We start from the raw sequence: 21,088 nt of genomic DNA, 5'->3' as shown, positions 1-21,088 counted from the left end.
CCCGTCACTATACGGGGAGAAGTGCCCGGCAGGGCGATGAGGGACAGCGCAAACTTTGGGCAATTGACCGGTGGGATCCTAGCCCGTCGATGCTGGCCTCACGCGACCAGCGCATCCAGTTCCGGCAGCAGGACGACGCTTTCCTGTTCGTTGGGATCGGTGCGGGCAATGACGGCCGAAGACGGGGCGCTGCTCAGATTGGCCGGCAGATGCGGCACGCCGGCGGGAATGTAGAAAAGGTCGCCGGCCTTGACGACGATATGATGCTCGAGCCGGTCGCCGTACCAGGTGTGGACTTCGCCGGAGAGCACATAGATAGCCGTCTCGTGGCTCTCATGCATATGTGCCTTGGCGCGGGCGCCGGGCGGCATGGTGAGCATGTGCATGCAGATGCCGGAGGCGCCGACGGTCTCGGCGGCGATGCCGACGAAATAGGTCAATCCCTGCTTGCCTTCATAAGTGCTTTCAGGGCGGATAAGATGACAAGTGGGTTTGGGCGACATCGGGGAAACTCCGGGCGTCGATCGAGTGGGACAAGGTCAGTGGGACAGGGCCAAATGGGACAGGGTAAGTGGAAAACAACATCGCGATAAAAGCAATCGGATTCCAGCCGCCGCAAGTACGCGAACAGGCAGGCGGCGGCCGATGACGGGGACTTCGCCAGCCGTCGTCGCGGCAAGCAAACTCGGACTGACCTTCCAGACCAATGACGGGCCGGTGCAGGCGCTGTCCAACGTCGATCTCACCATCGGTAAGGGCGAGTTCGTCTCCTTCATCGGGCCTTCGGGCTGCGGCAAGACCACGCTGCTGCGCGTCATCGCCGATCTGGAGAAGCCAACCTCGGGGACGATTTCGGTCAATGGCATGACAGCAGAGCAGGCGCGCGAGAAACGCGCCTATGGCTATGTCTTTCAGGCCGCCGCCCTGTTTTCGTGGCGCACCATCGAGCGCAATGTCGGGTTGCCGCTCGAGATCATGGGCCTGTCCAGGGCGGAGCAGGGCGAGCGGATCAAGCGCACGCTCGATCTCGTCAACCTCTCAGGCTTCGAGAAGAAATATCCCTGGCAGCTCTCGGGCGGCATGCAGCAGCGTGCCTCGATTGCGCGTGCGCTGGCCTTCGACGCCGACCTGCTGCTGATGGACGAGCCGTTCGGCGCGCTGGACGAGATCGTGCGCGACCATCTCAACGAGCAGTTGCTGGAATTGTGGGGACGCACCAACAAGACCATCTGCTTCGTCACCCACTCCATTCCGGAGGCCGTCTATCTGTCGACGCGCATCGTCGTCATGTCACCGCGGCCGGGCCGCGTCAGCGACATCATCGAATCGACGCTGCCGAGAGAGCGGCCGCTCGACATCCGCGAGACGCCGGAGTTTCTGGCGATCGCGGCGCGCGTGCGCGACGGGCTGCGGGCAGGGCACAGCTATGATGATTGAGGGAGCAAACGACGGGCTCCACCCTCTCCCCAACGGGGAGAGGGTGGCCGGAGCGAAGCGGAGGTCGGGTGAGGGGGCGGCCCACCGCGCCTTCGTCATCCCAGGGCACCGCGAGGCGGCGTGCGTAAAGGGAGCGGTCAACCACCCCTTCGTCATCCTAGGGCAGAGCAGGCGCGCAGAGGCCTGCGCAGACCCTAGGATCCATGCCGTGACGCCGGCCGAAAGGCGAAAACGGTTGAGAAAACGGGCCAAGCAGGGCGAGGCACAGGGAGCCTTGTTCCGCACCGTTGTGGAGCACAGAGGTAACGGCATGGATCCTAGGGTCTGCGCCGCGTCGCTTCGCTCCTTGCTTCGCCCTAGGATAACGAAGAATGGGTATGGCCGCTCTTTGCCGTTGGGCAAAGGGGAGCGCACCTGATGGACACCTTCCGCGACAAACTCATCCCCGTCACCTCGATCCTCGCCGGGGTGGTCGTGCTCTGGTATGTCTTCGCTGTCATCCTCAACGCGCCGTTCCAGCGCGATCTCGACCGTCGCGCCGGTGAGACCTCCACGTTCAGCGAACTCGTCGGCAAGACGCTGTCGCAGCCGAAGCCGACATTGCCGGCGCCGCATCAGGTGGCGGTGAATTTCTTCGAGAACACCTTCCTGCGGCCTATCACCTCGAACCGCAGCCTGGTCTACAATGCCTGGGTGACGCTGTCGTCGACGCTGCTCGGCTTTGCCTTCGGCACCGCGCTCGGCATCATCATTGCGGTCGGCATTGTCCATGTGGCGACGCTCGACCGCAGCCTGATGCCGTGGATCATCGCCTCGCAGACCATTCCCATCCTGGCGGTGGCGCCGATGATCATCGTCGTGCTGGGGGCGATCGGCATCAGCGGTCTGATCCCGAAGGCGATGATCTCGACCTATCTGTCGTTCTTCCCGGTGACCGTCGGCATGGTGAAGGGGCTGCGCTCGCCCGAGATCATGCATCTCGACCTGATGCACACCTACAATGCCAGTCGTGCGCAAACCTTCTGGAGATTGCGCGTGCCGGCCTCGGTGCCGTTCCTGTTCACCTCGATGAAGGTGGCGGTGGCGGCAAGCCTGGTCGGCGCCATCGTCGGCGAACTGCCGACCGGTGCGGTCGCCGGCATCGGCGCCAAGCTGCTCGCCGGCGCCTATTACAGCCAGTCCATCGACATCTGGTCGGCGCTGGTCGTCGGGTCGGTGGTGGCCGCACTTCTGGTCATGGTTGTCGGCATTGCCGGGCGCCTCGTCGACCGCGCCATGGGCGGGAGGCCGGCATGAACTGGCTGAAACCCTCCTGGCAGGCGGTGCTGGCGATCGTGCTGTGCCTGATCGCAGTGGCGCTCGGCGCGATCGCTGCGCCGAAAGTCGATGCGCTGGCGCAGCCCGCAGGGACGTTGATATATCCCTATGCGGCGGCGACCTGGCTGATCTTTGGCGTGCTGCTTCTCGCCGCTTTGATCTCGATGACCAGAATACCGTCCGTCGTCGAAGCGGTTGTGCTTTTCATCGGTGCGCATCTGACCGCCTGGCTGCTGATTGGCGGCATCACCGGTTTCGAGGGCCTGGCACGGGCGCCCTATTTCCTGCTGCTCACGGGTGCCTGGCTGCTTGGCTGGCGCTGCGTCGCCGTCCTGTCTGGCCTTCGCCCGATGGCAAGCTGGGCTCGCACCGCGCTGCGCCTGATCATCCCGGCCATCTTCGGCGCCTGGATACTGATCATCTGGGAAGCGGTGACGCGTGGCGCCGGCATTCCCTTCATCCTGTTGCCGCCGCCAAGCGCAATCGGCGCGCGCATCGCCGGTTCGCTGCCGGTGCTCGGCGCGGATGTCCGGCAGACCATCTTCAAGGCGGTGATCTTCGGCTATGTCGTGGGCAGCGGCGCCGGCTTCATCACCGCGATCCTCGCCGACCGTGTGCCGTTCCTGCGGCGCGGCCTCTTGCCGATCGGCAACATGGTCTCGGCGCTGCCGATCATCGGCGTCGCCCCGATCATGGTCATGTGGTTCGGCTTCGACTGGCAGTCCAAGGCGGCTGTTGTCATCATCATGACCTTCTTCCCGATGCTGGTGAACACGGTCGCCGGCCTGGCCGCCTCCGGCCACATGGAGCGCGACCTGATGCGCACCTACGCGTCGAGCTACTGGCCGACGCTCTTGAAGCTTCGGCTGCCGGCAGCAGCTCCCTTCATCTTCAACGCGCTGAAGATCAACTCGACGCTGGCGCTGATCGGCGCCATCGTTGCCGAGTTCTTCGGCACGCCTGTCGTCGGCATGGGCTTCCGCATCTCGACCGAGGTCGGGCGGATGAACATCGACATGGTCTGGGCCGAAATCGCAGTTGCAGCACTTGCGGGTTCGGTCTTTTATGGCGTGGTCGCTCTTGTCGAAAGAGCCGTCACGTTTTGGCATCCCTCTGTCCGTGGTGGATAGGGGCGGTGGGTTTAGGGCACTAACTTCAGAGGGTAAAAAAATGAAAAGACTGATTATTCCCGTTCTGGCTGGCGCGATGTCGCTCGCCGCGTTCCAGGCAATGGCCGCCGACAAGGTGACGTTGCAGCTGAAATGGGTCACGCAGGCTCAGTTTGCCGGCTACTATGTCGCCAAGGCCAAGGGTTTCTATGAGGCCGAAGGTCTCGACGTCGACATCAAGCCGGGCGGTCCCGATATCGCGCCCGAGCAGGTGATCGCCGGCGGCGGCGCCGATGTCATCGTCGACTGGATGGGCGGTGCGCTGGCCGCCCGCGAAAAGGGCGTGCCGCTGGTCAACATCGCCCAGCCATTCAAGAAGGCAGGCATGGAGCTGGTCTGCCCGAAGGACGGCCCGATCAAGACCGAAGCCGATTTCAAGGGTCACACGCTCGGCGTCTGGTTCTTCGGCAATGAGTATCCGTTCTACGCCTGGATGAACAAGCTCGGCCTCAAGACCGACGGCGGCCCGGACGGCGTCACCGTCTTGAAGCAGAGCTTCGACGTGCAGCCGCTGATCCAGAAGCAGGCGGATTGTATCTCGGTCATGACCTACAATGAGTACTGGCAACTGATCGACGCCGGCTACAAGCCCGAACAGCTGACCGTGTTCAACTACTCGGCCATGGGCAACGACCTGCTTGAGGACGGGCTCTATGCGTCGGAAGACAAGCTCAAGGACCCGGCCTTCGAAGACAAGATGGTGCGTTTCGTGCGCGCCTCGATGAAGGGCTGGAAATACGCCATCGACAACAATGACGAAGCCGCAGGCATCGTCATGGATGGCGGCGGCCAGGACGAGAACCACCAGAAGCGCATGATGAGCGAAGTCGCCAAGCTGATCGACAACGCCGACGGCAAGCTCGATCCGGCGACCTACGAGCGCACCGCCAAGGCGCTGCTCGACCAGAAGATCATCACCAAGGAGCCGACTGGCGCCTACACCACCGCCATCACCGACAAGGCGGTCAAGTAAGCCTACTGCGCATGATCTCGAGACGCGGCGCCTCCGGCAGAAATGTCAGAGGCGCCGTTCCTTTATGGTGTTCATGACGAAGCTGGTCTCGATCGAGGCGACGCATTTCAGCCGCGCGATCTTTTCCTTGATGAAGCGCTCGTATTGTTCGAGGCTTCCCGTCACCACTTTCAGCACATAGTCGCGCGAACCGGTGACGAGGTGGCATTCCAGCACCTCGTCCCAGCCGCGGATCGCGTCCTCGAACATCACGATCTCGTCCTCGTTCTGGCGGCTGAGCCGGATGGTGGCGATGGCGACCATGTTCCAGCCGAAGGCTGAGGGATCGACCAGCGTGGTGTAGCCCCTGATAATTCCGGTCTCCTCCAGCCGCCGCACCCGCCTCAGGCAGGGCGACGGCGACAGGCCGATCCGCTCGGCAAGCTCATTGTTGGTGATGCGGGCGTCGGCCTGCAGTTCGCGCAGGATCTTGCGGTCGAAATCATCGGCTATCTTCTGCTGCACTTTCGGTCTCTCCGGGCAATTTGTTGCGGGAATGCAGCCATGAGAGCCCAAAAATAGCAAGGACTGGCGGAACGGGATCGCATAAATTGCCGTTCACTATGTCACTCGAACAGGCAGGAAAGATCATGACCGCGCCACGCCCGTCGAAAACCCATATCGGCAACCACAAGCTCCACCCGGAGACGCTGATGCTGAGCTATGGCTTCGATCCGCAACTTTCGGAGGGTGCGGTCAAGCCGCCGGTGTTCCTGACCTCGACCTTCGTGTTCAAGTCGGCGGAAGAAGGACGCGACTTCTTCGACTACACCTCCGGCCGCAAGGAGCCGCCGAGCGGCACGGCGTCGGGCCTGGTCTATTCGCGCTTCAACCATCCCAACAGCGAGATCGTCGAGGACCGGCTGGCGATCTATGAGGGGGCGGATATGCCTGCATCCTGTTTTCGTCAGGCATGTCGGCGATCGCCACGACACTGCTCGCCTATATCAGGCCGGGCGACGTCATCCTTCATTCGCAGCCGCTTTACGGCGGCACGGAGACGCTTCTGACGCGCACGCTCTCCGGCTTCGGTATCGGCGCGGTCGGTTTCGCGGATGGCGTCGATGAGACAGCGGTGCGCACGGCCGCCGACGCGGCCGTCGCGAAAGGCCGCGTGTCGGTCATCCTGATCGAGACGCCGTCAAATCCGACCAACAGCCTGGTCGACGTCGCGCTGATGCGCAAGATCGCCGACGAGATTGGCGCGAGCCAAGGGTCGACGCCGATCGTTATCTGCGACAACACGCTGCTCGGCCCGGTGTTCCAGCGGCCGATCGAACACGGCGCCGATGTCTCTGTTTATTCGCTGACCAAATATGTCGGCGGCCATTCCGACCTGATCGCGGGCGCCGCCATGGGCAGCAAGGCGGTCACCAAGCCGATCAAGGCGCTGCGCGGCGCGATCGGCACGCAGCTCGACCCGCATTCCTGCTGGATGCTTGGCCGCTCGCTGGAGACGCTGTCGATCCGCATGGAGCGGGCCAACGACAATGCGCGCCTGGTCGCCGAATTCCTGCGCGACCATGCCAAGGTCGAGAAGGTGCATTACCTTCCGTTCCTGGGCGAGGAAACGCCGGCTGGCCGCACCTACAGGGCGCAATGCACTGGTGCCGGCTCGACCTTCTCCTTCGATATCAAGGGCGGCGAGAAGGCGGCTTTCGCCTTTCTCAACAACCTGCAGATCTTCAAGCTGGCGGTGAGCCTGGGCGGAACGGAATCCTTGGCCAGCCACCCCGCGGCCATGACCCATTCGGGCATACCCTTCGAGGTGCGCGAACGCATCGGCGTGCTGGAGACCACGGTCAGGCTGTCGATTGGCGTGGAGCACCCGGATGATCTGATCGCCGACCTAACCCAGGCGCTGGCAGCCGTCTGACGCCGCCGGTATCGCGCGGTCCATTAGTCTGCACGTAAGTGTTACTCGCGCGCAGCCATTCGCTCTTATAAGCCTTGTGCCGATACATCCGCGCGCCGGGGAGCCGTGGCTGGATGTCATCAGCAAACGGAGATTCTCATGCGTATCCAATCCTTGGCGCCGATGCTTTCGGCACTGGCCATCTCGGTGTCTTTCCTTACGGCAGCGCCGGCCCTGGCCGAGACGGTGAAGCTGAAAGCGACGCTCGACGGCGCCCAGCAGAACCCGCCGGTGACCACGAAAGGCAAGGGCACCGCAGCTCTTACCTTCGACACGGCCACGAAGAAACTCAGCTGGAACGTCAAGTATTCCGGCCTCAGCGGGCCGGCGACCGCCGGGCATATTCACGGCCCAGCCGCGATGGGTGAAAACGCCGGGGTGGCGATCCCGTTCAAGGGCAAGCTCAAGAGCCCGATCAAAGGGTCGGTCGTGCTGACCGACGCGCAGGCCGCCGACCTGATGGCCGGCAAGGACTATGTCAACGTGCACACGGCAGCCAACAAGGACGGCGAAATCCGTGGCCAGGTCGAGGCCGCGAAATAGCGCAAGCCGCATGACAAAAAGGGGCGGGCGACCGCCTCTTTTTTTGTTTGGACTACGCCTTGTCGCGTATCTGCGTCATCGTCTTGGTCGGCGTGATCGCTTCGGGGTCGAGGCGGATTTCCACGATCGCCGGCTTGCCGCTGGCGCGGGCACGTTCGAAGGCGGGAGCGAAATCGGCGGTCTTGTCGACCGTTTCGCCATGGCCGCCATAGGCACGGGCGAGAGCCGCGAAATCGGGGTTCTTGAGATCGGTGGCGACGACGCGGCCGGGATATTCGCGCTCCTGATGCATGCGGATGGTGCCGTAGATGCCGTTGTTGACGACGACCACAAGGATAGGCAGGTCATACTGCACGGCGGTGGCGAACTCCTGCCCGTTCATCAGGAAGCAGCCGTCGCCGGCGAAGGCGACCACGGTGCGCTCCGGGAACAGCTCCTTGGCGGCGACGGCCGCAGGCGTGCCATAGCCCATCGAGCCTGACGTCGGCGCACCTTGAGTGGCGAAGCGGCGGAAGCGGTGGAAACGATGCACCCAGGTGGCGTAATTGCCGGCGCCGTTGGTGAGGATGGCGTCGTCGGGCAACATCTTTTCGAGGTAGTTCATGATCGGGCCCATCTGGACCGAGCCGGGGCCGCCTTCCGGTGGCGTCGACCAGTCGAGATAGGCGGCATGCAGCTTTGGCGTCTCGGTTGCCCAGACGGGTGCGGAGGCGGGCTTGCGCCTGGCGAAAGCGTCTATGAAGGCAGAAGGCGAGGCGTTGATCGCCAGTGTCGGCCTGTAGACGCGGCCGAGTTCGCCGGCGTCGGCATGGATGTGGACCAGCGTCTGGTCGGGGTAGGGGCTTTTCAGCAGTGTGTAGTCGGACGAGGGCATTTCGCCCATGCGGCCGCCGATCAGCAGCACGAGATCGGCCTGCTTGATCGTCGTCGCCAGCTTCGGGTTGATGCCGATGCCGACATCGCCGGCGTAGCTCGGATGCAGATGATCGAACAGCATCTGGCGACGGAAGGAACAGCCGACCGGCAGCGACCAGGCCTCGGCGATCGTGCGCATTTGTGCAACCGCCTCGGCGTCCCAGCGCGTGCCGCCGAGGATGACGAACGGCCGCTTGGCCTTAGCCAGCAGCTTTTCCAGCGCATCGAGCTCCGCTTCGCCGGCCCGTGTTTCCACCGGCGTGTGCGGCAAGGCGATGGGCGCCTCGACGATGCTGGTCAGCATGTCTTCCGGGAGCGAGATCACCACCGGGCCGGGGCGGCCTGACGTCGCCACAGCGAAAGCGCGGGTGACGAATTCGGGGATGCGCGAGGCGTCGTCGATCTCGACCACCCATTTGGCGATGTCGCCAAAAAACCTCTTGTAGTCCACCTCCTGGAACGCTTCGCGCTCCTTGGCGTGGCTGGCGACCTGGCCGATGAACAGGATGACGGGTATCGAATCCTGCATGGCGATGTGGATGCCGGCCGAGGCGTTGGTGGCGCCGGGGCCGCGGGTGACGAAGCAGATGCCGGGCTTGCCGGTCAGGCGGCCGTGGCAATCGGCCATCATCGCGGCACCGCCTTCCTGGCGGCAGACGATGGTGCGGATCGCAGAATCGTGCAGCGCGTCCAGGACCGCCAGATAGGATTCACCGGGCACGCAGTAGATGCGGTCGGTGCCGTTGGCTTCGAGCGCGTCGACGATGAGTTGTCCGCCGGTCTTCATTGTCCAGACTTCTCCAGTTCGGCAAGGATTTCTTGCGTGTGCTCGCCCAGGCGTGGCGAGGGGCGCTCATAGATCACCGGCGTGCCGGACATCACCATCGGCGCACGCACCGAAGGCAGAAGATTGCCATGGCCGTCGTCGAGATCGAGCCGCATGCCGCGCGCGATCGTCTGCGGGTCGGCGAACATCTGGCCGATCGTGTTGATCGGGCTCGCCGGCACGCCGGCCGCTTCCAGCTTGGCCAGCAGCGGATCGCGGTCGAAAATCTTCAGCGCCTCGATCATGCGCTCGCGCAGCTTGACCCGGTTGGCGACCCGGGCGGGATTGGTGGCGAAGTCGGGATTGGCAGGCAGGTCGTCCAGTCCGACAGCGGCGCAGAATTTGGCGAACTGGCCGTCATTGCCGACCGCCAGGATGATGTGCCCGTCCCGGACCGGCACCACCTCATACGGGGCGATGTTCATATGCGCATTGCCCATCTGCACCGGCGATTGGCCGGAGACGAGATAGTTCAAATTCTGGTTGCCGAGCGCCGAGATCTGGGTGTCGAAAAGCGCCATGTCGACGTGCTGGCCTTCGCCGGTCTGCTCGGCATGGCGCAATGCTGCCTGGATGGCGATGACCGAATAAAGGCCGGTGAAGATGTCGGAGATGGCGACGCCCGCTTTTTGCGGCTCGCGGCCGACCTCGCCGGTGATCGACATCATGCCGGCCATGGCCTGGATGATGAAGTCGTAGCCGGCGCGCGGCGCATAGGGTCCGTCCTGACCGAAGCCGGTGATCGAGCAATAGACGAGGCGCGGGTTGATCTGGCGCAGGCTGTCATAGTCGAGGCCGTATTTCTTCAGGCCGCCGAGCTTGAAGTTCTCGATCAGCACGTCCGAGGTGGCGACCAGCCGGCGCACGGTCTCCGCGCCTTCCGGCGTCGAGAAATCGATGGCGATGGAGCGCTTGCCGCGATTGCAGGAATGGTAATAGGCGGCCGACAGGTTCTCGCCGTCCTTGCCCATGACGAAGGGCGGGCCCCATTTGCGGGTGTCGTCGCCGCCATCGGGGCTCTCGACCTTGATGACATCGGCGCCGAGATCGGCGAGCAACTGCCCGGCCCATGGCCCGGCAAGGATGCGGGCGAGTTCGACGACGCGGACGCCTTTCAGCGGGGGCTCAGCCATGGATCACCGTGGTTGCCGCAATCACCGTGATTGCTGCGAAAGCAGAGCCTCTATCAAGCCCTGCAACGGCTGTCACGGCTCTTGCAATGGGCCAATCCGTCAAACTTTGAGGACTTCGTCGGCCCAAATGGCGAAATCACCCATGATGATGTCGCGGTTCACCTCGTTCAGGCTTTCGTGGCGGGTGTCGGCGTAAATCTTTGAAACCAGATTCGAAAAGCCCATGGCGCGCATGCGGCTGGCAAGATGCGTGATCCCTTTGCCATAATCCGAGGCGGGATCCTTTTCGCCACCGACGATGCTGACGGGCAGGTCGCGCCGGATGCCGGCAAAGCCGGCATCCTTGCCGCCGTTCAGCGCCATGCCGACGACGTCGCGCCACATCGATACCGAGGCATCCCAGCCGCAGAGCGGATCGGCGATGTATTTCGCCACTTCCGCCTCGTCGCGCGACAGCCAGTCGAACAATGTGCGGTGATTGGGCACCGCTTTGCCCCAGGCCTGGAAGGTGAGCTTCGGCAACAGACGCGATGGCACGTCGGAGCCGAGCCGCATTCTCTCCCAGGCAAGGACGCCCAGCGCCACCTGCCCGAGCCGGCCTTGGGAGAAATTGCCGTTCCAGATCGCGGCGGCATGGACGCGTGGCGAATGACTTAAAAGGAAATTCAACGCCACGGATGCGCCCATCGAATGACCAAACAGGATGACCGGTCTGTTTGGCTGTTCGCTGGCGATGAGGTCATGGATGGCGCCGACGTCGGCGATCACCTTGGCCGGGCCGTCCCTGTCGGCGAACCTGCCGAGCGGCGTGTTGGGCGCCTTGGTCGCGCCATGGCCGCGATGATCGTGGACATAGACGTGGAAGCCGCGGGAGCCAAGATAATCGGCAAAGCGGGCATAGCGCGCTGCGTGCTCGGCCAGCCCGTGATTGATCTGGACGACGGCGCGTGCCCGGCCATCGGCCTGCCTGACGAAAAGATTGAGATCGGCACCGGTCGGCGAGGCAACCACGCGCTGCTGGCTGAATGACATGCCGCCTGGTCCCGCCCTTGCATTATCGTCGTTGGCTTTGTTTGCGCCGGCCCACATTATGCGTCAATCCGGCAAACCCGCTTTTCGCGACGATGTTTCTTGCGTTTGACCGGCAAAATATCGCAATTCTGACATGGAGACAGCCTCAATCTGTCGCCCACTTGTCCAGCGGGGATTTTCCATGCGCATTGCTGTCGTTTTCGGGTTGGCCATGCTGGCCGCGTCGCTGGCCGGTGCCGCGCGTGCCGACGTCAAGATGAGCGGCAGCTTTGTCGCCGACGCTGCCTGTCCGGCAACGCAAGCCATCAAGAACGGCAAGAACCCCGGCAATGTCTCGACCGATGCCGGGAAGAGCTACCAGCTGCTTGCCGGCAACAAGGATGCGCCGACGCACTACCTTATCCTGGTGCCGGGCGCCGATCCGGAGCGCCGCTGGGTAAAGGTCAGTTGCGGCCACGTTTCCGGCAGCAGCGCGGCAACCGTGCCGGCCCCACCTGACGGCCAAGGCAAGCCGGCGGCGTCGGGAAAGCCCGAATACGTCTTCGCGCTGAGCTGGCAGCCGGCGTTTTGCGAGACAAAGTCGAACAAGACCGAATGCAAGACGCAGAACGCCGGTGATTTCGACGCGACGCATTTCACCTTGCATGGGTTGTGGCCGCAGCCGAACGGCAATTTCTATTGCCAGGCGACGGCGAGCGACAAGGCCAACGACAATCCGGCCCACTGGAAAGACCTGCCGCCGGTCAATCTGGACGCCAACACCCGCACGGAACTCGATCAGGTGATGCCGGGAACCGCTTCGCAGCTCGAACGGCATGAATGGATCAAGCACGGCACCTGCTACGGCAAGAGCCAGCAGGATTATTTCTCCGATGCGCTCAATTTAATGCGTGCGGTGAACAGCTCGCCGGTGCGCGATCTCTTTGCCAAGAACATCGGTGGAAAGCTGACGGCGGACCAGATCCGCGGCGCTTTCGACAGCGCCTTCGGGGCGGGGGCAGGCGACCGGGTGCGCGTGTCCTGCGTCATCGATCCGTCGAGCGGCAGGCGGCTGATCGGCGAACTGACGCTCGGTCTCGCCGGTCCGATCGGCCCGAACAGCTCGCTCAAGGATCTGCTGCTGGCTTCGGTGCCGACCAACAAGGCCGGTTGCCCGACAGGCAATGTCGACGCGATCGGCTTCCAGTAACTCTCAACAGAGGTACCGGACTGTCGCCCTGCCGTGCCCTGGTGCTATGCTGCGAGCGCATCATTCTGGCGGGGGCGGCAATGGATGGCATGACGAGCAGCGCGCTGGCGCGGCTGGCTTTCTGGGCCAAGGGCATGGTCTCGATAAACGATGCCCGCATGGAATGGCCGGGCTTTTCGTATACCGACGCCGAATGGGCACGCATGCGAACGCTCTCCGAACCGATCGGCGTCGGCACGTACCAGCTGTTCACGATCGTCAATGCGGTGATCTTCATCATTATCGCGGCGATCGGCATTTTCGGCGCCTTCCTGCCGCTGGCGACGTTGCTGTTTCCGGTGCCGGCGGACACCAGCGCGTTGAAATTCTCCTCGCTGCTGGCCGCTAGCGCTTTCTTGATCATCGGGCTCGGCCTGCCGATCTCGATGCGTCTTTCGGCCATGCTGGTCGGCGGCAAGACGATGCGAGCAGCATTTGTTTCCGCGCCCGGCGACGAGGCGTTGGCGTCGAAAGTCTCGTGGCAGATCAACCGCATCATGCTGATCCTATGCGGCCTGCTGGTGCCGGGCATCCTGCTGTTCATTGCCTACGATATTGAGGCCGGGCCGATTATCACGGCGCTGAAATGGCTGGCGATCGCGCTGATGGCGGTTTCAACCGTGACGGGCTTTCGACGGCAGAGGAAGTCGTAACGAACTAAATCCGCGCGGACTTTGTCCATGCAGCGGCCGTGTCGGCTTCGTGGCCGCCCGGCTCGCCGACGACGCGGTCGCGCCCGGTCGACTTCGCCTTGTAGAGACGCTGGTCGGCAAGCGCGAACAGGTCGGCAAGGCAGCGCGTGGTTTCGCTGACGCTGGAAACGCCGGTGCTGACGGTGAACTCGAATCGACTGGTGGCCGCTGAAGCCTTGATCGCATGGCGAATGCTTTCGCCAAGCAGCCTGGCGACCGAGTGCGGACAAGAACTGAGGATGGCGAATTCCTCACCGCCGATGCGGAACACCTGGTCCTCGGGACTGGCGACCTCGCGCAGCAGCGCGGCAACGGCCTTCAACACCTTGTCGCCTTCGGCATGGCCGAAACGGTCGTTGATCGATTTGAAATGGTCGACATCGATGATCAGCAGGCTGAGCGGCCTGGCGGTGCGCAGGCTGGTCTGGACGGCGGCTTCACCGTCGGCGTCGAAGCGCCCGCGGTGCAGCAGGCCGGTCAGGCCGTCGCGGCCGACATGTTCCACCAGCGCTTCGTAGCGTTCGCGATAGGTCAGCGTATCGAAGATATCGGTCAGTCCGCGCGGCGCCGTGACCTGGCGCTCCTCGAACCATTTGAGATAGGCGACAAGCATGGTGCTGAAGGTCACCGCCGCCGCCATCTTGGCGAACCAGCCGCCGAAAAAGACGGCTATCGGCGCGCCGGCAACGAAATGCAGGGCGGTGAAAAAACCGGCCTGGTCGAAGGTCAGCACGCAAGCGACCGAAATCAGGATGCGCGCGAACGGCGCCTTGCGAAGATACCGACCAAGCTTTTCGTAGAGCAGGATGATCAGGATGGCATCGACGAACAGCAGCGTCGTGCCCCACACCATCAGCCAACCCATCTGGTCGATGAAGCCGATGTCTGGAAGCCTGCCGTCGGGAAGTGCCGCGATGACGTGCAGGCGCAGCAGCAGCACCAGCCCGATCATCAGCGCATTGCCGAGCAGCAGGCCGTAGATCGGCTGACGCACGGTTGCAGCGTCCTCCTTCATATAGAGCAGCAAAAGCATGACCAGCTTGCCGGAAAACAGCACCGCCGAGCCAGGCGAGACCATGCCGAACGGCAGAGCGACGTAAAAGACGCTGGCGAGATAGGTCTCGAGGAAGTGCATGACACCGAGCGCGCAGATGAATACGCCGAGGCCGATGCGCCTCCGGAAGCGGAAAAGCGTTACCATGACGCTGAAGTAGACGACCGCTTCGGCAAGGAGCAGGAAACTGTTCAGCAATGCCGTCGACCCGATCTCTTTCTCGAAATCGCGGATAGTGAGCGATTCCACTCCGACCCTGTTTTGACGCCGAAGAGTTAACCGGAGATTTCAGCACGCTTCGTGCTGGTGGAAAACTTCGGCGATTGGCGGACACTTCCGCGTGTGACCGGGCAGATATGGCAAAAGCGATTGCCGTTCGCCGCCGCATCGCCTACATAGCGGCCAACCTCCACTCAATTCGACAGATCCAGTCAGTTTTCTGGGCCAGTCAGTTTTTTCAGGGAAAGCGCGCGTGGCACGCCAGTTCATCTATCACATGGCCGGCCTCAACAAGGCCTATGGCACCAAGAAGGTGCTCGAGAATGTCCATCTCTCCTTTTATCCCGACGCCAAGATCGGCATCCTCGGCCCCAACGGTTCGGGCAAGTCGACGATCCTCAAGATCATGGCCGGGCTCGACAAGGAGTGGAGCGGCGAAGCCTGGCTGGCCGAAGGCGCCACTGTCGGCTACCTGGCGCAGGAGCCGGCGCTCGATCCGGACAAGACCGTGTTCGAAAATATCATGGAAGGGGTCGCCGCCAAGACCGCCGTCATCGAACGCTATAACGAATTGATGATGAACTATTCCGACGAGACGGCCGACGAGTCGGCCAAGCTCCAGGACGAAATGGACCGGCTCAACCTGTGGGATCTCGAACAGCAGGTCGAGATGGCGATGGAAGCGCTGGGCTGCCCGCCCAAGGATTCGGAAGTCACCAAGCTTTCGGGCGGCGAACGCCGCCGCGTCGCACTTTGCCAGCTCTTGCTGCGCCAGCCCGACCTGCTGCTGCTCGACGAACCGACCAACCATCTCGACGCCGAAACCACGGCGTGGCTGGAAAAGCATCTGCGTGCCTATCCGGGCGCGGTGATGATCATCACCCACGATCGCTACTTCCTCGACAATGTCACCGGCTGGATCCTCGAACTCGATCGCGGCCGCGGCATTCCTTATGAGGGCAACTACACCAAATACCTCGAAGCCAAGGCCAAGCGGCTCAAGCAGGAAGGCCGCGAGGACGATGCCCGTCAGCGCGCCATCGGCCGCGAGCGCGAATGGATCCAGTCGAGCCCGAAGGCCCGCCAGACCAAGTCCAAGGCGCGTATCCAGGCGTTCCAGGATCTTTTGGATGCAGCCGACAAGCGGCGTCCGAGCGATACGCAGATCGTCATCCCGCATGGCGAGCGGCTCGGCAATGTGGTGATCGAGGCGGAAGGCCTGTCGAAGGGCTTTGGCGACACGCTTTTGATCGACGGCCTGGAATTCAAGCTGCCGCCCGGCGGCATCGTCGGCGTCATCGGCCCGAACGGCGCCGGCAAGACGACGCTGTTTCGTATGATCACCGGCCAGGAAAAGCCGGATGCGGGCTCGGTCCGCGTCGGCGAAACGGTCAAGCTCGGCTATGTCGACCAGAGCCGCGATGCGCTCGATCCGTCAAAGACGGTGTGGGAAGAGATTTCCGGCGGCGCCGAAGTGGTCAAGCTCGGCAAGTTCGAGGCCAACACGCGTGCCTATTGCGCGTCGTTCAACTTCCGTGGCGGCGACCAGCAGCAGAAGGTCGGTAACCTGTCCGGCGGCCAGCGCAACCGCGTGCATTTGGCCAAGATGTTGAAGACCGGCGGCAATGTGCTGCTGCTCGACGAACCGACCAACGATCTCGACACCGAAACGCTGGCCGCACTCGAAGACGCGCTGGAAAACTTCGGCGGCTGCGCCGTAATCATCTCGCACGATCGCATGTTCCTCGATCGCCTGGCGACGCACATCCTCGCCTTCGAGGGCGACAGCCATGTCGAATGGTTCGAAGGCAATTTCGAGGATTACGAGCAGGACAAGATCCGCCGCCTCGGGCCGGATGCCGTCAACCCGCACCGCATGACCTACAAGAGGCTGACGCGGTAAGGGGTTTTAGGGCGGCGATCTCAACCAGCATGAGGAGCTCAAATGGCTGATTGGTCCGCCGCCCAATATCTGAAATTCGAAGACGAGCGCACGCGGCCCGCGCGGGATTTGGTCGCGCAGGTGCCGGTGGACTTCCCGCGCCGGGTCGTCGACATCGGCTGCGGGCCGGGCAATTCGACCGCGCTGCTTGTCGAGCGCTGGCCGGATGCTGAGGTGAGCGGCTTCGACACTTCGCCCGACATGATCGAGAAGGCGCGGGCGCGTCTGCCCGCGGTCAGCTTTGATCTCGCCGATGCCTCCAAATGGCAGCCGGTGGAGCCGGTCGACGTGATCTTCGCCAATGCTGTGTTCCAGTGGCTGCCCGAGCATCCCAAGGTGTTCCAGCGGCTGATGGGTTTTCTGGCCCCGGGCGGTGCGCTCGCCGTTCAGATGCCCGACAATATGGGCGAAGACTCGCACCGCCTGATGCGCGAAACCGCCGCCGAAATGCCGTTTGCCGAAAAGCTCCAGGGCGCGGCACGCGGGCCGTTGCCGCCGGTGTCGTTCTACTATGACCTGCTGTCGCCGCTCAGCGACCGGCTTAATATCTGGCACACCATCTACAACCATCCGCTTGCCGACGCGCAGGCGATCGTCGAATGGGTGAAATCGACGGGCCTGAAACCGTTCCTCGATCCGCTGGGCGCCGACGAGCGGACGATGTTCCTCGAATGTTACACGGTCAAGATCGCCAAGGCCTATCCGAAGACGGCTGGTGGCAAGGTGCTCTTGCGCTTCCCGCGCATTTTCATTGTCGCAAAACGAGCTTGATTATCCATGTTGCGCAGCGCCTTAGGGCCGCTTGGCTTTGCCTGTGGCCATGTCGAGGATCGGCTTCAGTCGGCCCAGATCTTTGGTTTAAGCCGGCGTAAACCGCCTCGGTGAGAAAACTGTTGCGCCGGAGCGTTCCGGCGCCCACATGAAGCCCGCAGCGCCTGCGGATGGGACGGACTGGACATGCATCGCGTCATCATCAGCGGCATCGGCGTTGAAATTCCCGAACCCACAATCACCAATGAAGAACTGGTCGCCAGCTTCAATGCCTGGGTCGACCTGGAAAACGTGCGTCGCCAGGATACCGGTGAGCCGCCGCTGGCGAAATCGGACAGCGACTTCATCGTCCACGCCTCGGGCGTGCGCACCCGCCATGTCATAGAGCGCGAAGGCATTCTCGATCCGACCCGGATGGCGCCGCGCATTCCGGCGCGGCCCGACGATGCGCTGTCGCTGGAGGCGGAGTTCGGAATCGCCTCGGCGAAGAAGGCCCTCGACCACGCCGGGCTGCAGCCGTCGGATATCGACCTGGTGATCTGCTCGGCCTCGCATCACCAGCGGCCCTATCCGGCGATCGCCATCGAAATGCAGGAGGCGTTGGGGACGAAGGGGGCCGGCTTCGACATGGGGCTTGGCTGTTCTTCGGCCGCGGCCGCGTTGCACGTCGCCGTCAACCTGGTGCGGTCTGGCGCGCACAAACGCATCCTGGTGACGACGCCGGAGATCATCACCGGCCATCTCAATTTCCGCGACCGGCAGACGCATTTCATCTTCGGCGACGCTTCGGTGTCGATGGTGGTCGAAGGCCTGGCCAAGGGCGACAAGCGGCCGGGGCGCTTCGAAGTGCTCGACACGCGCGTCTGGACGCAGATGTCGAACAACATCCGCACCAATCTGGGCTATCACACCCGCACCGCCCAGGAAGATCCTTACATGATCAATCTGGAAGGCAATCTGATCAAGCAGGTCGGCAACAAGGTGTTCAAGGAAGTCACCGTCGCCGGACAGAAATTCATTGTCGAATTCCTCGCCGAGCACGGGCTGACGCCGCAGGCGATCCGGCGCTTCTGGCTGCATCAGGCCAATGCGCGGATGAATGCCATGATCCTGAAACTGTCGTTCGGCCACGAGGTCGACCATGACCGCGCGCCGATGGTGCTGGAGCGGCTGGGCAACACGGCGGGCGCCGGCGCCATCGTCGCGCTGTCGGAGAACCACGCCGACATGAAGCCCGGCGATTTCGGCCTGATCTGCGCCTTTGGCGCGGGGTATTCGATAGGCGGCGCGCTGTTGCGGATGCTCTAGCTATGTCGATATTCAGGTGAGGCCGCCCGGCGAATGGCAGCTTCCTGCGCTTCCCCGGCTCGGCCTGACCTGAATCTCAACACACCTTGGCGCGCAATACGTCTTGTTGCGTCAGGCTGGTGCGAAGGCACCAGCATCGGCACTCGCCTGGCGATCGCCATCCCATCGGTGACGTTGATCGGACGATCAGCACTTTCGACTGGACGCCGCGAAGTCCGCCCGGCTAATTCGCTGGATGACGAGAGAAAAGAACGCCATGCTGGATCTCTTCCCCGAGGCTGAAAAGCCGATCGAAATCATCCCCGCGCGAAAGCTTGCCGCCAAGGCGGCAGCGCTTTACGTGGCGCCGGCGGATCATTTTCAGACGCGCCCGGTGGACGAATTGCGGCTGGGTTTCGACGGCATATCAGGCGATTTCCATGCCGGACCGACACGGCGCTCGGGCGGGCGCGAGCCCTGGTATCCGCGCGGCACGGAAATGCGCAACGAACGGCAATTGTCGATCGTGGCGGCGGATGAACTCGCCATCGTCGCCGAGCGCATGGGCCTGGCCGAGATCAGCCCGGAATGGATCGGCGCCAATCTGGTGATCGAAGGGGTGCCGAATCTCTCCATGCTGCCGTCCGGCACGCTGCTGTTCTTCAAGGGCGGCGTGACCATCAAGGTCGACGCGCAGAACGGACCTTGCCGCATCGCCGGCCGCTCGATCGCCGAGAATGCCGGAATGGCCGACGTCGAAGCCGGCGCGCTGCTGTTCCCAAAAATGGCGAAGCGGCTGCGCGGCGTCGTCGCCTGGGTCGAGAAGCCGGGAACGGTCAGGGCCGGCGAAGAAATCTCGGTGCGCGTGCCGGAGCAGTGGATCTATCAAGCCTGAGGGCAGGCTACGCTGCCATGGAGCGTAGCAAAAGTGGTCGCCTCAATCTTGCGGTTTTTCTCGAGGCCTTGCTGACTATCAGGGATAATTCACCTGAGACGACCAGGCCGGATCCTCGTGCTTCTCCCAATAGAGCGCCATCACGCGGCTGGTGATCGGCCCGACCTTGCCGTCGGCGACCCGGACACCATCGATCTCAGTGACCGGCATGATGCCGCCCGCGGTCGAGGTGATGAAGACCTCGTCGGCCTCGCGCAATGCGGTGACGCTGACATCGGCCGCGGCGGCGGCAAGACCTTGTTCGGCGCAGAGATCGAAGACGGTGCGGCGGGTTATGCCCGGCAGCACGCCAATGGAAGGCGTCGACAGCTTGCCGTCCCTGACGCAGAAGACGTTGAAGCCCGGGCCCTCGGCGACATTGCCGTTGAAGTCGAGGATCAACACGGTCTCGGCGCCGCGATCATAGGCATCGTAGAGGCCGCGCACCAGATCGAGCCAGTGGTAGTTCTTGATCGCCGGGTCGATCGAGGCCGGCGGAATGCGCATCTTGTCGCTGATGGCGACACGCAGGCCGCGCTGCAACTGCTCGGCATTGGCGACCGAGCCGAACGGCACGGCGAACGCCATGAAGCGGTTGACCGCCTGGCGCGGGTCGCGGCTGAAAGTCGGCGAGGCGCCGCGCGTGCACAGCATCTCGACATAGGCGGCGCGATGACCCGACAGCGCCACGCAATTGTGCAGGATTTCGGCCACGCCTTTGCGGTCGAAGGGAATGATCATGTGCAGTTTTTCCAGCCCGCCGAAGAAGCGCTCGAGATGCAAATCGAGGCGGAAGAAGCGGCCATTCCAGACATGCACGGTGTCGTAGGTGGCGTCGGAATGCAGAAAACCCCAGTCCAGCACCGAGATCTTGGCCTGCGACATCGGCAGGTATTGGCCATCGAGGAAGGCGACGCCCTCGGGATAGGAGTGCGGGTCGACATGGCGGTCGCCAACCGCGGGCAGTTGCTTCTCGTCCTGTGTTGCCATCGTCCGGCTCATCGGGGCCTCCTGTCACGCAGGCGAGAGGCTAGCGGCGCTGGGCAGAAGGCATAGAGCCACCCGCCCGGCGCTGTTCGGCCTCCATGACGATCTGGCCGATACATTCGATCGCGATTGCCCTATCGTTCCGGGTCTGAACGGGAGGGGAAAATGGGCAAGTTTGGGGCCGTCACAGCGGCAATGATGATGTTCGCCGCTGCGGGCGACGCCCGCGCCCAGTGCGCGCGCGAAGGCGAGGAATTGTGCCAGAGCGGCCAGACCTATCGCTGCGAGAAAACCGGCGGCGAATTGGCACCGATCTTCCAGAACCTGCCTTGTGCGGTGAACGTGCCGTCGCTGAGCGGCACCTGGGTAGGCAATGGCCACCAGAGCCCGGCGGGTGACGCCGGCGCCGACTGGGCGATCGCCATGATCATCAACGATGGCAGCGCGTCGATCGACTATCCGTCACTCGGCTGCGGCGGATCGCTGTCGCAGACATCAAGGGACGACATTTCAGCGGAATACCACGAGAGCATCACCTACGGTCAGGACAAGTGCATCGACGGCGGCAACATCACCGTAAGGTTTTACAAGGGCAATCTGTCCTGGATTTGGGTCGGCCACGCCGATGGCCAGCCCTACAATGCGGTCGCCGTGCTGAAGCGGAAGTAGCCGTGG

19 protein-coding genes and 1 pseudogene are annotated in these 21,088 nt (G+C 63.2%); 13 read left to right on the top strand and 7 right to left on the bottom strand.

Features of this window, described 5'->3' with window-relative positions; all coding sequences use genetic code 11:
* Positions 1-98: 98 nt before the first annotated feature.
* Positions 99-503 (bottom strand): cupin domain-containing protein, encoded by a 405-nt coding sequence (locus EOB80_RS28435; protein ID WP_127331164.1) that lies wholly within the window; start codon positions 501-503, stop codon positions 99-101.
* Positions 504-645: 142 nt separating this feature from the next.
* On the opposite strand from EOB80_RS28435, the gene EOB80_RS28430 reads away from it, so the two are divergent.
* The 4 genes from EOB80_RS28430 (at position 646) to EOB80_RS28410 (ending at position 4,896) form a co-directional block, all read left to right on the top strand.
* Complete coding sequence (locus EOB80_RS28430; RefSeq protein ID WP_127331162.1) at positions 646-1,437, top strand: ABC transporter ATP-binding protein; 792 nt, start codon at positions 646-648, stop codon at positions 1,435-1,437.
* A gap of 417 nt (positions 1,438-1,854) precedes the next feature.
* Complete coding sequence (locus EOB80_RS28420) at positions 1,855-2,733, top strand: ABC transporter permease (protein WP_127331160.1); 879 nt, start codon at positions 1,855-1,857, stop codon at positions 2,731-2,733.
* The gene (locus EOB80_RS28415; RefSeq protein WP_127331158.1) at positions 2,730-3,884 is read left to right on the top strand and encodes an ABC transporter permease; all 1,155 of its coding nucleotides are present in this window, start codon (positions 2,730-2,732) and stop codon (positions 3,882-3,884) included. Before EOB80_RS28420 ends, EOB80_RS28415 begins: the two co-directional genes overlap by 4 nt.
* Positions 3,885-3,924: 40 nt before the next feature.
* Positions 3,925-4,896: an ABC transporter substrate-binding protein gene (locus tag EOB80_RS28410; RefSeq protein WP_013894623.1), complete on the top strand. Its 972-nt coding sequence runs from the start codon at positions 3,925-3,927 to the stop codon at positions 4,894-4,896.
* A 45-nt stretch (positions 4,897-4,941) separates the two neighbouring features.
* On the opposite strand, the gene EOB80_RS28405 is transcribed toward EOB80_RS28410, so the two are convergent.
* Positions 4,942-5,400, bottom strand: a complete 459-nt coding sequence (locus EOB80_RS28405; RefSeq protein WP_127331156.1) for an Lrp/AsnC family transcriptional regulator — start codon at positions 5,398-5,400, stop codon at positions 4,942-4,944.
* Positions 5,401-5,525: 125 nt separating this feature from the next.
* Here EOB80_RS28405 and EOB80_RS28400 point away from each other — a divergent pair.
* Positions 5,526-6,811 (top strand): annotated as a pseudogene (locus EOB80_RS28400) (cystathionine gamma-synthase family protein).
* A 138-nt stretch (positions 6,812-6,949) separates the two neighbouring features.
* Entirely contained in the window at positions 6,950-7,393 is a 444-nt protein-coding gene (locus tag EOB80_RS28395; RefSeq protein WP_127331154.1) for a CHRD domain-containing protein, read from the top strand.
* 52 nt (positions 7,394-7,445) lie between these two features.
* On the opposite strand, the gene EOB80_RS28390 is transcribed toward EOB80_RS28395, so the two are convergent.
* The 3 genes from EOB80_RS28390 to EOB80_RS28380 form a co-directional block, all read right to left on the bottom strand.
* Positions 7,446-9,095 (bottom strand): thiamine pyrophosphate-binding protein, encoded by a 1,650-nt coding sequence (locus tag EOB80_RS28390; RefSeq protein ID WP_127331152.1) that lies wholly within the window; start codon positions 9,093-9,095, stop codon positions 7,446-7,448.
* Entirely contained in the window at positions 9,092-10,267 is a 1,176-nt protein-coding gene (locus EOB80_RS28385; protein WP_127331150.1) for a CaiB/BaiF CoA-transferase family protein, read from the bottom strand. The genes EOB80_RS28390 and EOB80_RS28385 overlap by 4 nt, the downstream gene beginning before the upstream one ends.
* Before the next feature lie 99 nt (positions 10,268-10,366).
* Positions 10,367-11,299, bottom strand: coding sequence for an alpha/beta hydrolase (locus EOB80_RS28380; protein WP_127331148.1), 933 nt, complete (start codon positions 11,297-11,299; stop codon positions 10,367-10,369).
* Between the two features lie 181 nt (positions 11,300-11,480).
* Here EOB80_RS28380 and EOB80_RS28375 point away from each other — a divergent pair, with 181 nt between their 5' ends.
* Positions 11,481-12,488 carry a ribonuclease gene (locus tag EOB80_RS28375; protein ID WP_127331146.1) on the top strand — a complete coding sequence of 336 codons (1,008 nt, stop codon included), beginning with the start codon at positions 11,481-11,483 and terminating at the stop codon, positions 12,486-12,488.
* A gap of 80 nt (positions 12,489-12,568) precedes the next feature.
* Positions 12,569-13,180, top strand: a complete 612-nt coding sequence (locus EOB80_RS28370) for a hypothetical protein (protein ID WP_164762753.1) — start codon at positions 12,569-12,571, stop codon at positions 13,178-13,180.
* Between the two features lie 4 nt (positions 13,181-13,184).
* Here EOB80_RS28370 and EOB80_RS28365 read toward each other — a convergent pair whose 3' ends face one another.
* Complete coding sequence (locus EOB80_RS28365) at positions 13,185-14,471, bottom strand: GGDEF domain-containing protein (protein WP_127331190.1); 1,287 nt, start codon at positions 14,469-14,471, stop codon at positions 13,185-13,187.
* Positions 14,472-14,745: 274 nt separating this feature from the next.
* On the opposite strand from EOB80_RS28365, the gene ettA reads away from it, so the two are divergent.
* The 4 genes from ettA (at position 14,746) to EOB80_RS28345 (ending at position 19,387) form a co-directional block, all read left to right on the top strand.
* A complete protein-coding gene (gene ettA, locus EOB80_RS28360) occupies positions 14,746-16,395 on the top strand; it encodes an energy-dependent translational throttle protein EttA (protein WP_127331142.1) in 1,650 nt (549 codons plus the stop codon).
* A gap of 42 nt (positions 16,396-16,437) precedes the next feature.
* Positions 16,438-17,205: a trans-aconitate 2-methyltransferase gene (gene tam / locus EOB80_RS28355; protein ID WP_127331140.1), complete on the top strand. Its 768-nt coding sequence runs from the start codon at positions 16,438-16,440 to the stop codon at positions 17,203-17,205.
* A gap of 186 nt (positions 17,206-17,391) precedes the next feature.
* On the top strand, positions 17,392-18,513 hold the full coding sequence (locus tag EOB80_RS28350) for a beta-ketoacyl-ACP synthase III (protein ID WP_127331138.1): 1,122 nt from the start codon (positions 17,392-17,394) through the stop codon (positions 18,511-18,513).
* Between the two features lie 256 nt (positions 18,514-18,769).
* On the top strand, positions 18,770-19,387 hold the full coding sequence (locus EOB80_RS28345; protein ID WP_127331136.1) for an MOSC domain-containing protein: 618 nt from the start codon (positions 18,770-18,772) through the stop codon (positions 19,385-19,387).
* Positions 19,388-19,465: 78 nt separating this feature from the next.
* Here the strand turns inward: EOB80_RS28345 and EOB80_RS28340 are convergent, their stop codons facing one another.
* Positions 19,466-20,428, bottom strand: coding sequence for an aminotransferase class IV (locus EOB80_RS28340; protein WP_127331134.1), 963 nt, complete (start codon positions 20,426-20,428; stop codon positions 19,466-19,468).
* Positions 20,429-20,578: 150 nt separating this feature from the next.
* Here EOB80_RS28340 and EOB80_RS28335 point away from each other — a divergent pair, with 150 nt between their 5' ends.
* Entirely contained in the window at positions 20,579-21,082 is a 504-nt protein-coding gene (locus tag EOB80_RS28335; protein ID WP_127331132.1) for a hypothetical protein, read from the top strand.
* The last annotated feature ends 6 nt before the right edge of the window (positions 21,083-21,088 follow it).

Origin of the sequence: Mesorhizobium sp. M7A.F.Ca.MR.245.00.0.0 (assembly GCF_003997415.1) — a bacterium.
Classification (GTDB): domain Bacteria; phylum Pseudomonadota; class Alphaproteobacteria; order Rhizobiales; family Rhizobiaceae; genus Mesorhizobium.
This window is presented reverse-complemented; position numbering and strand designations above follow the sequence as displayed.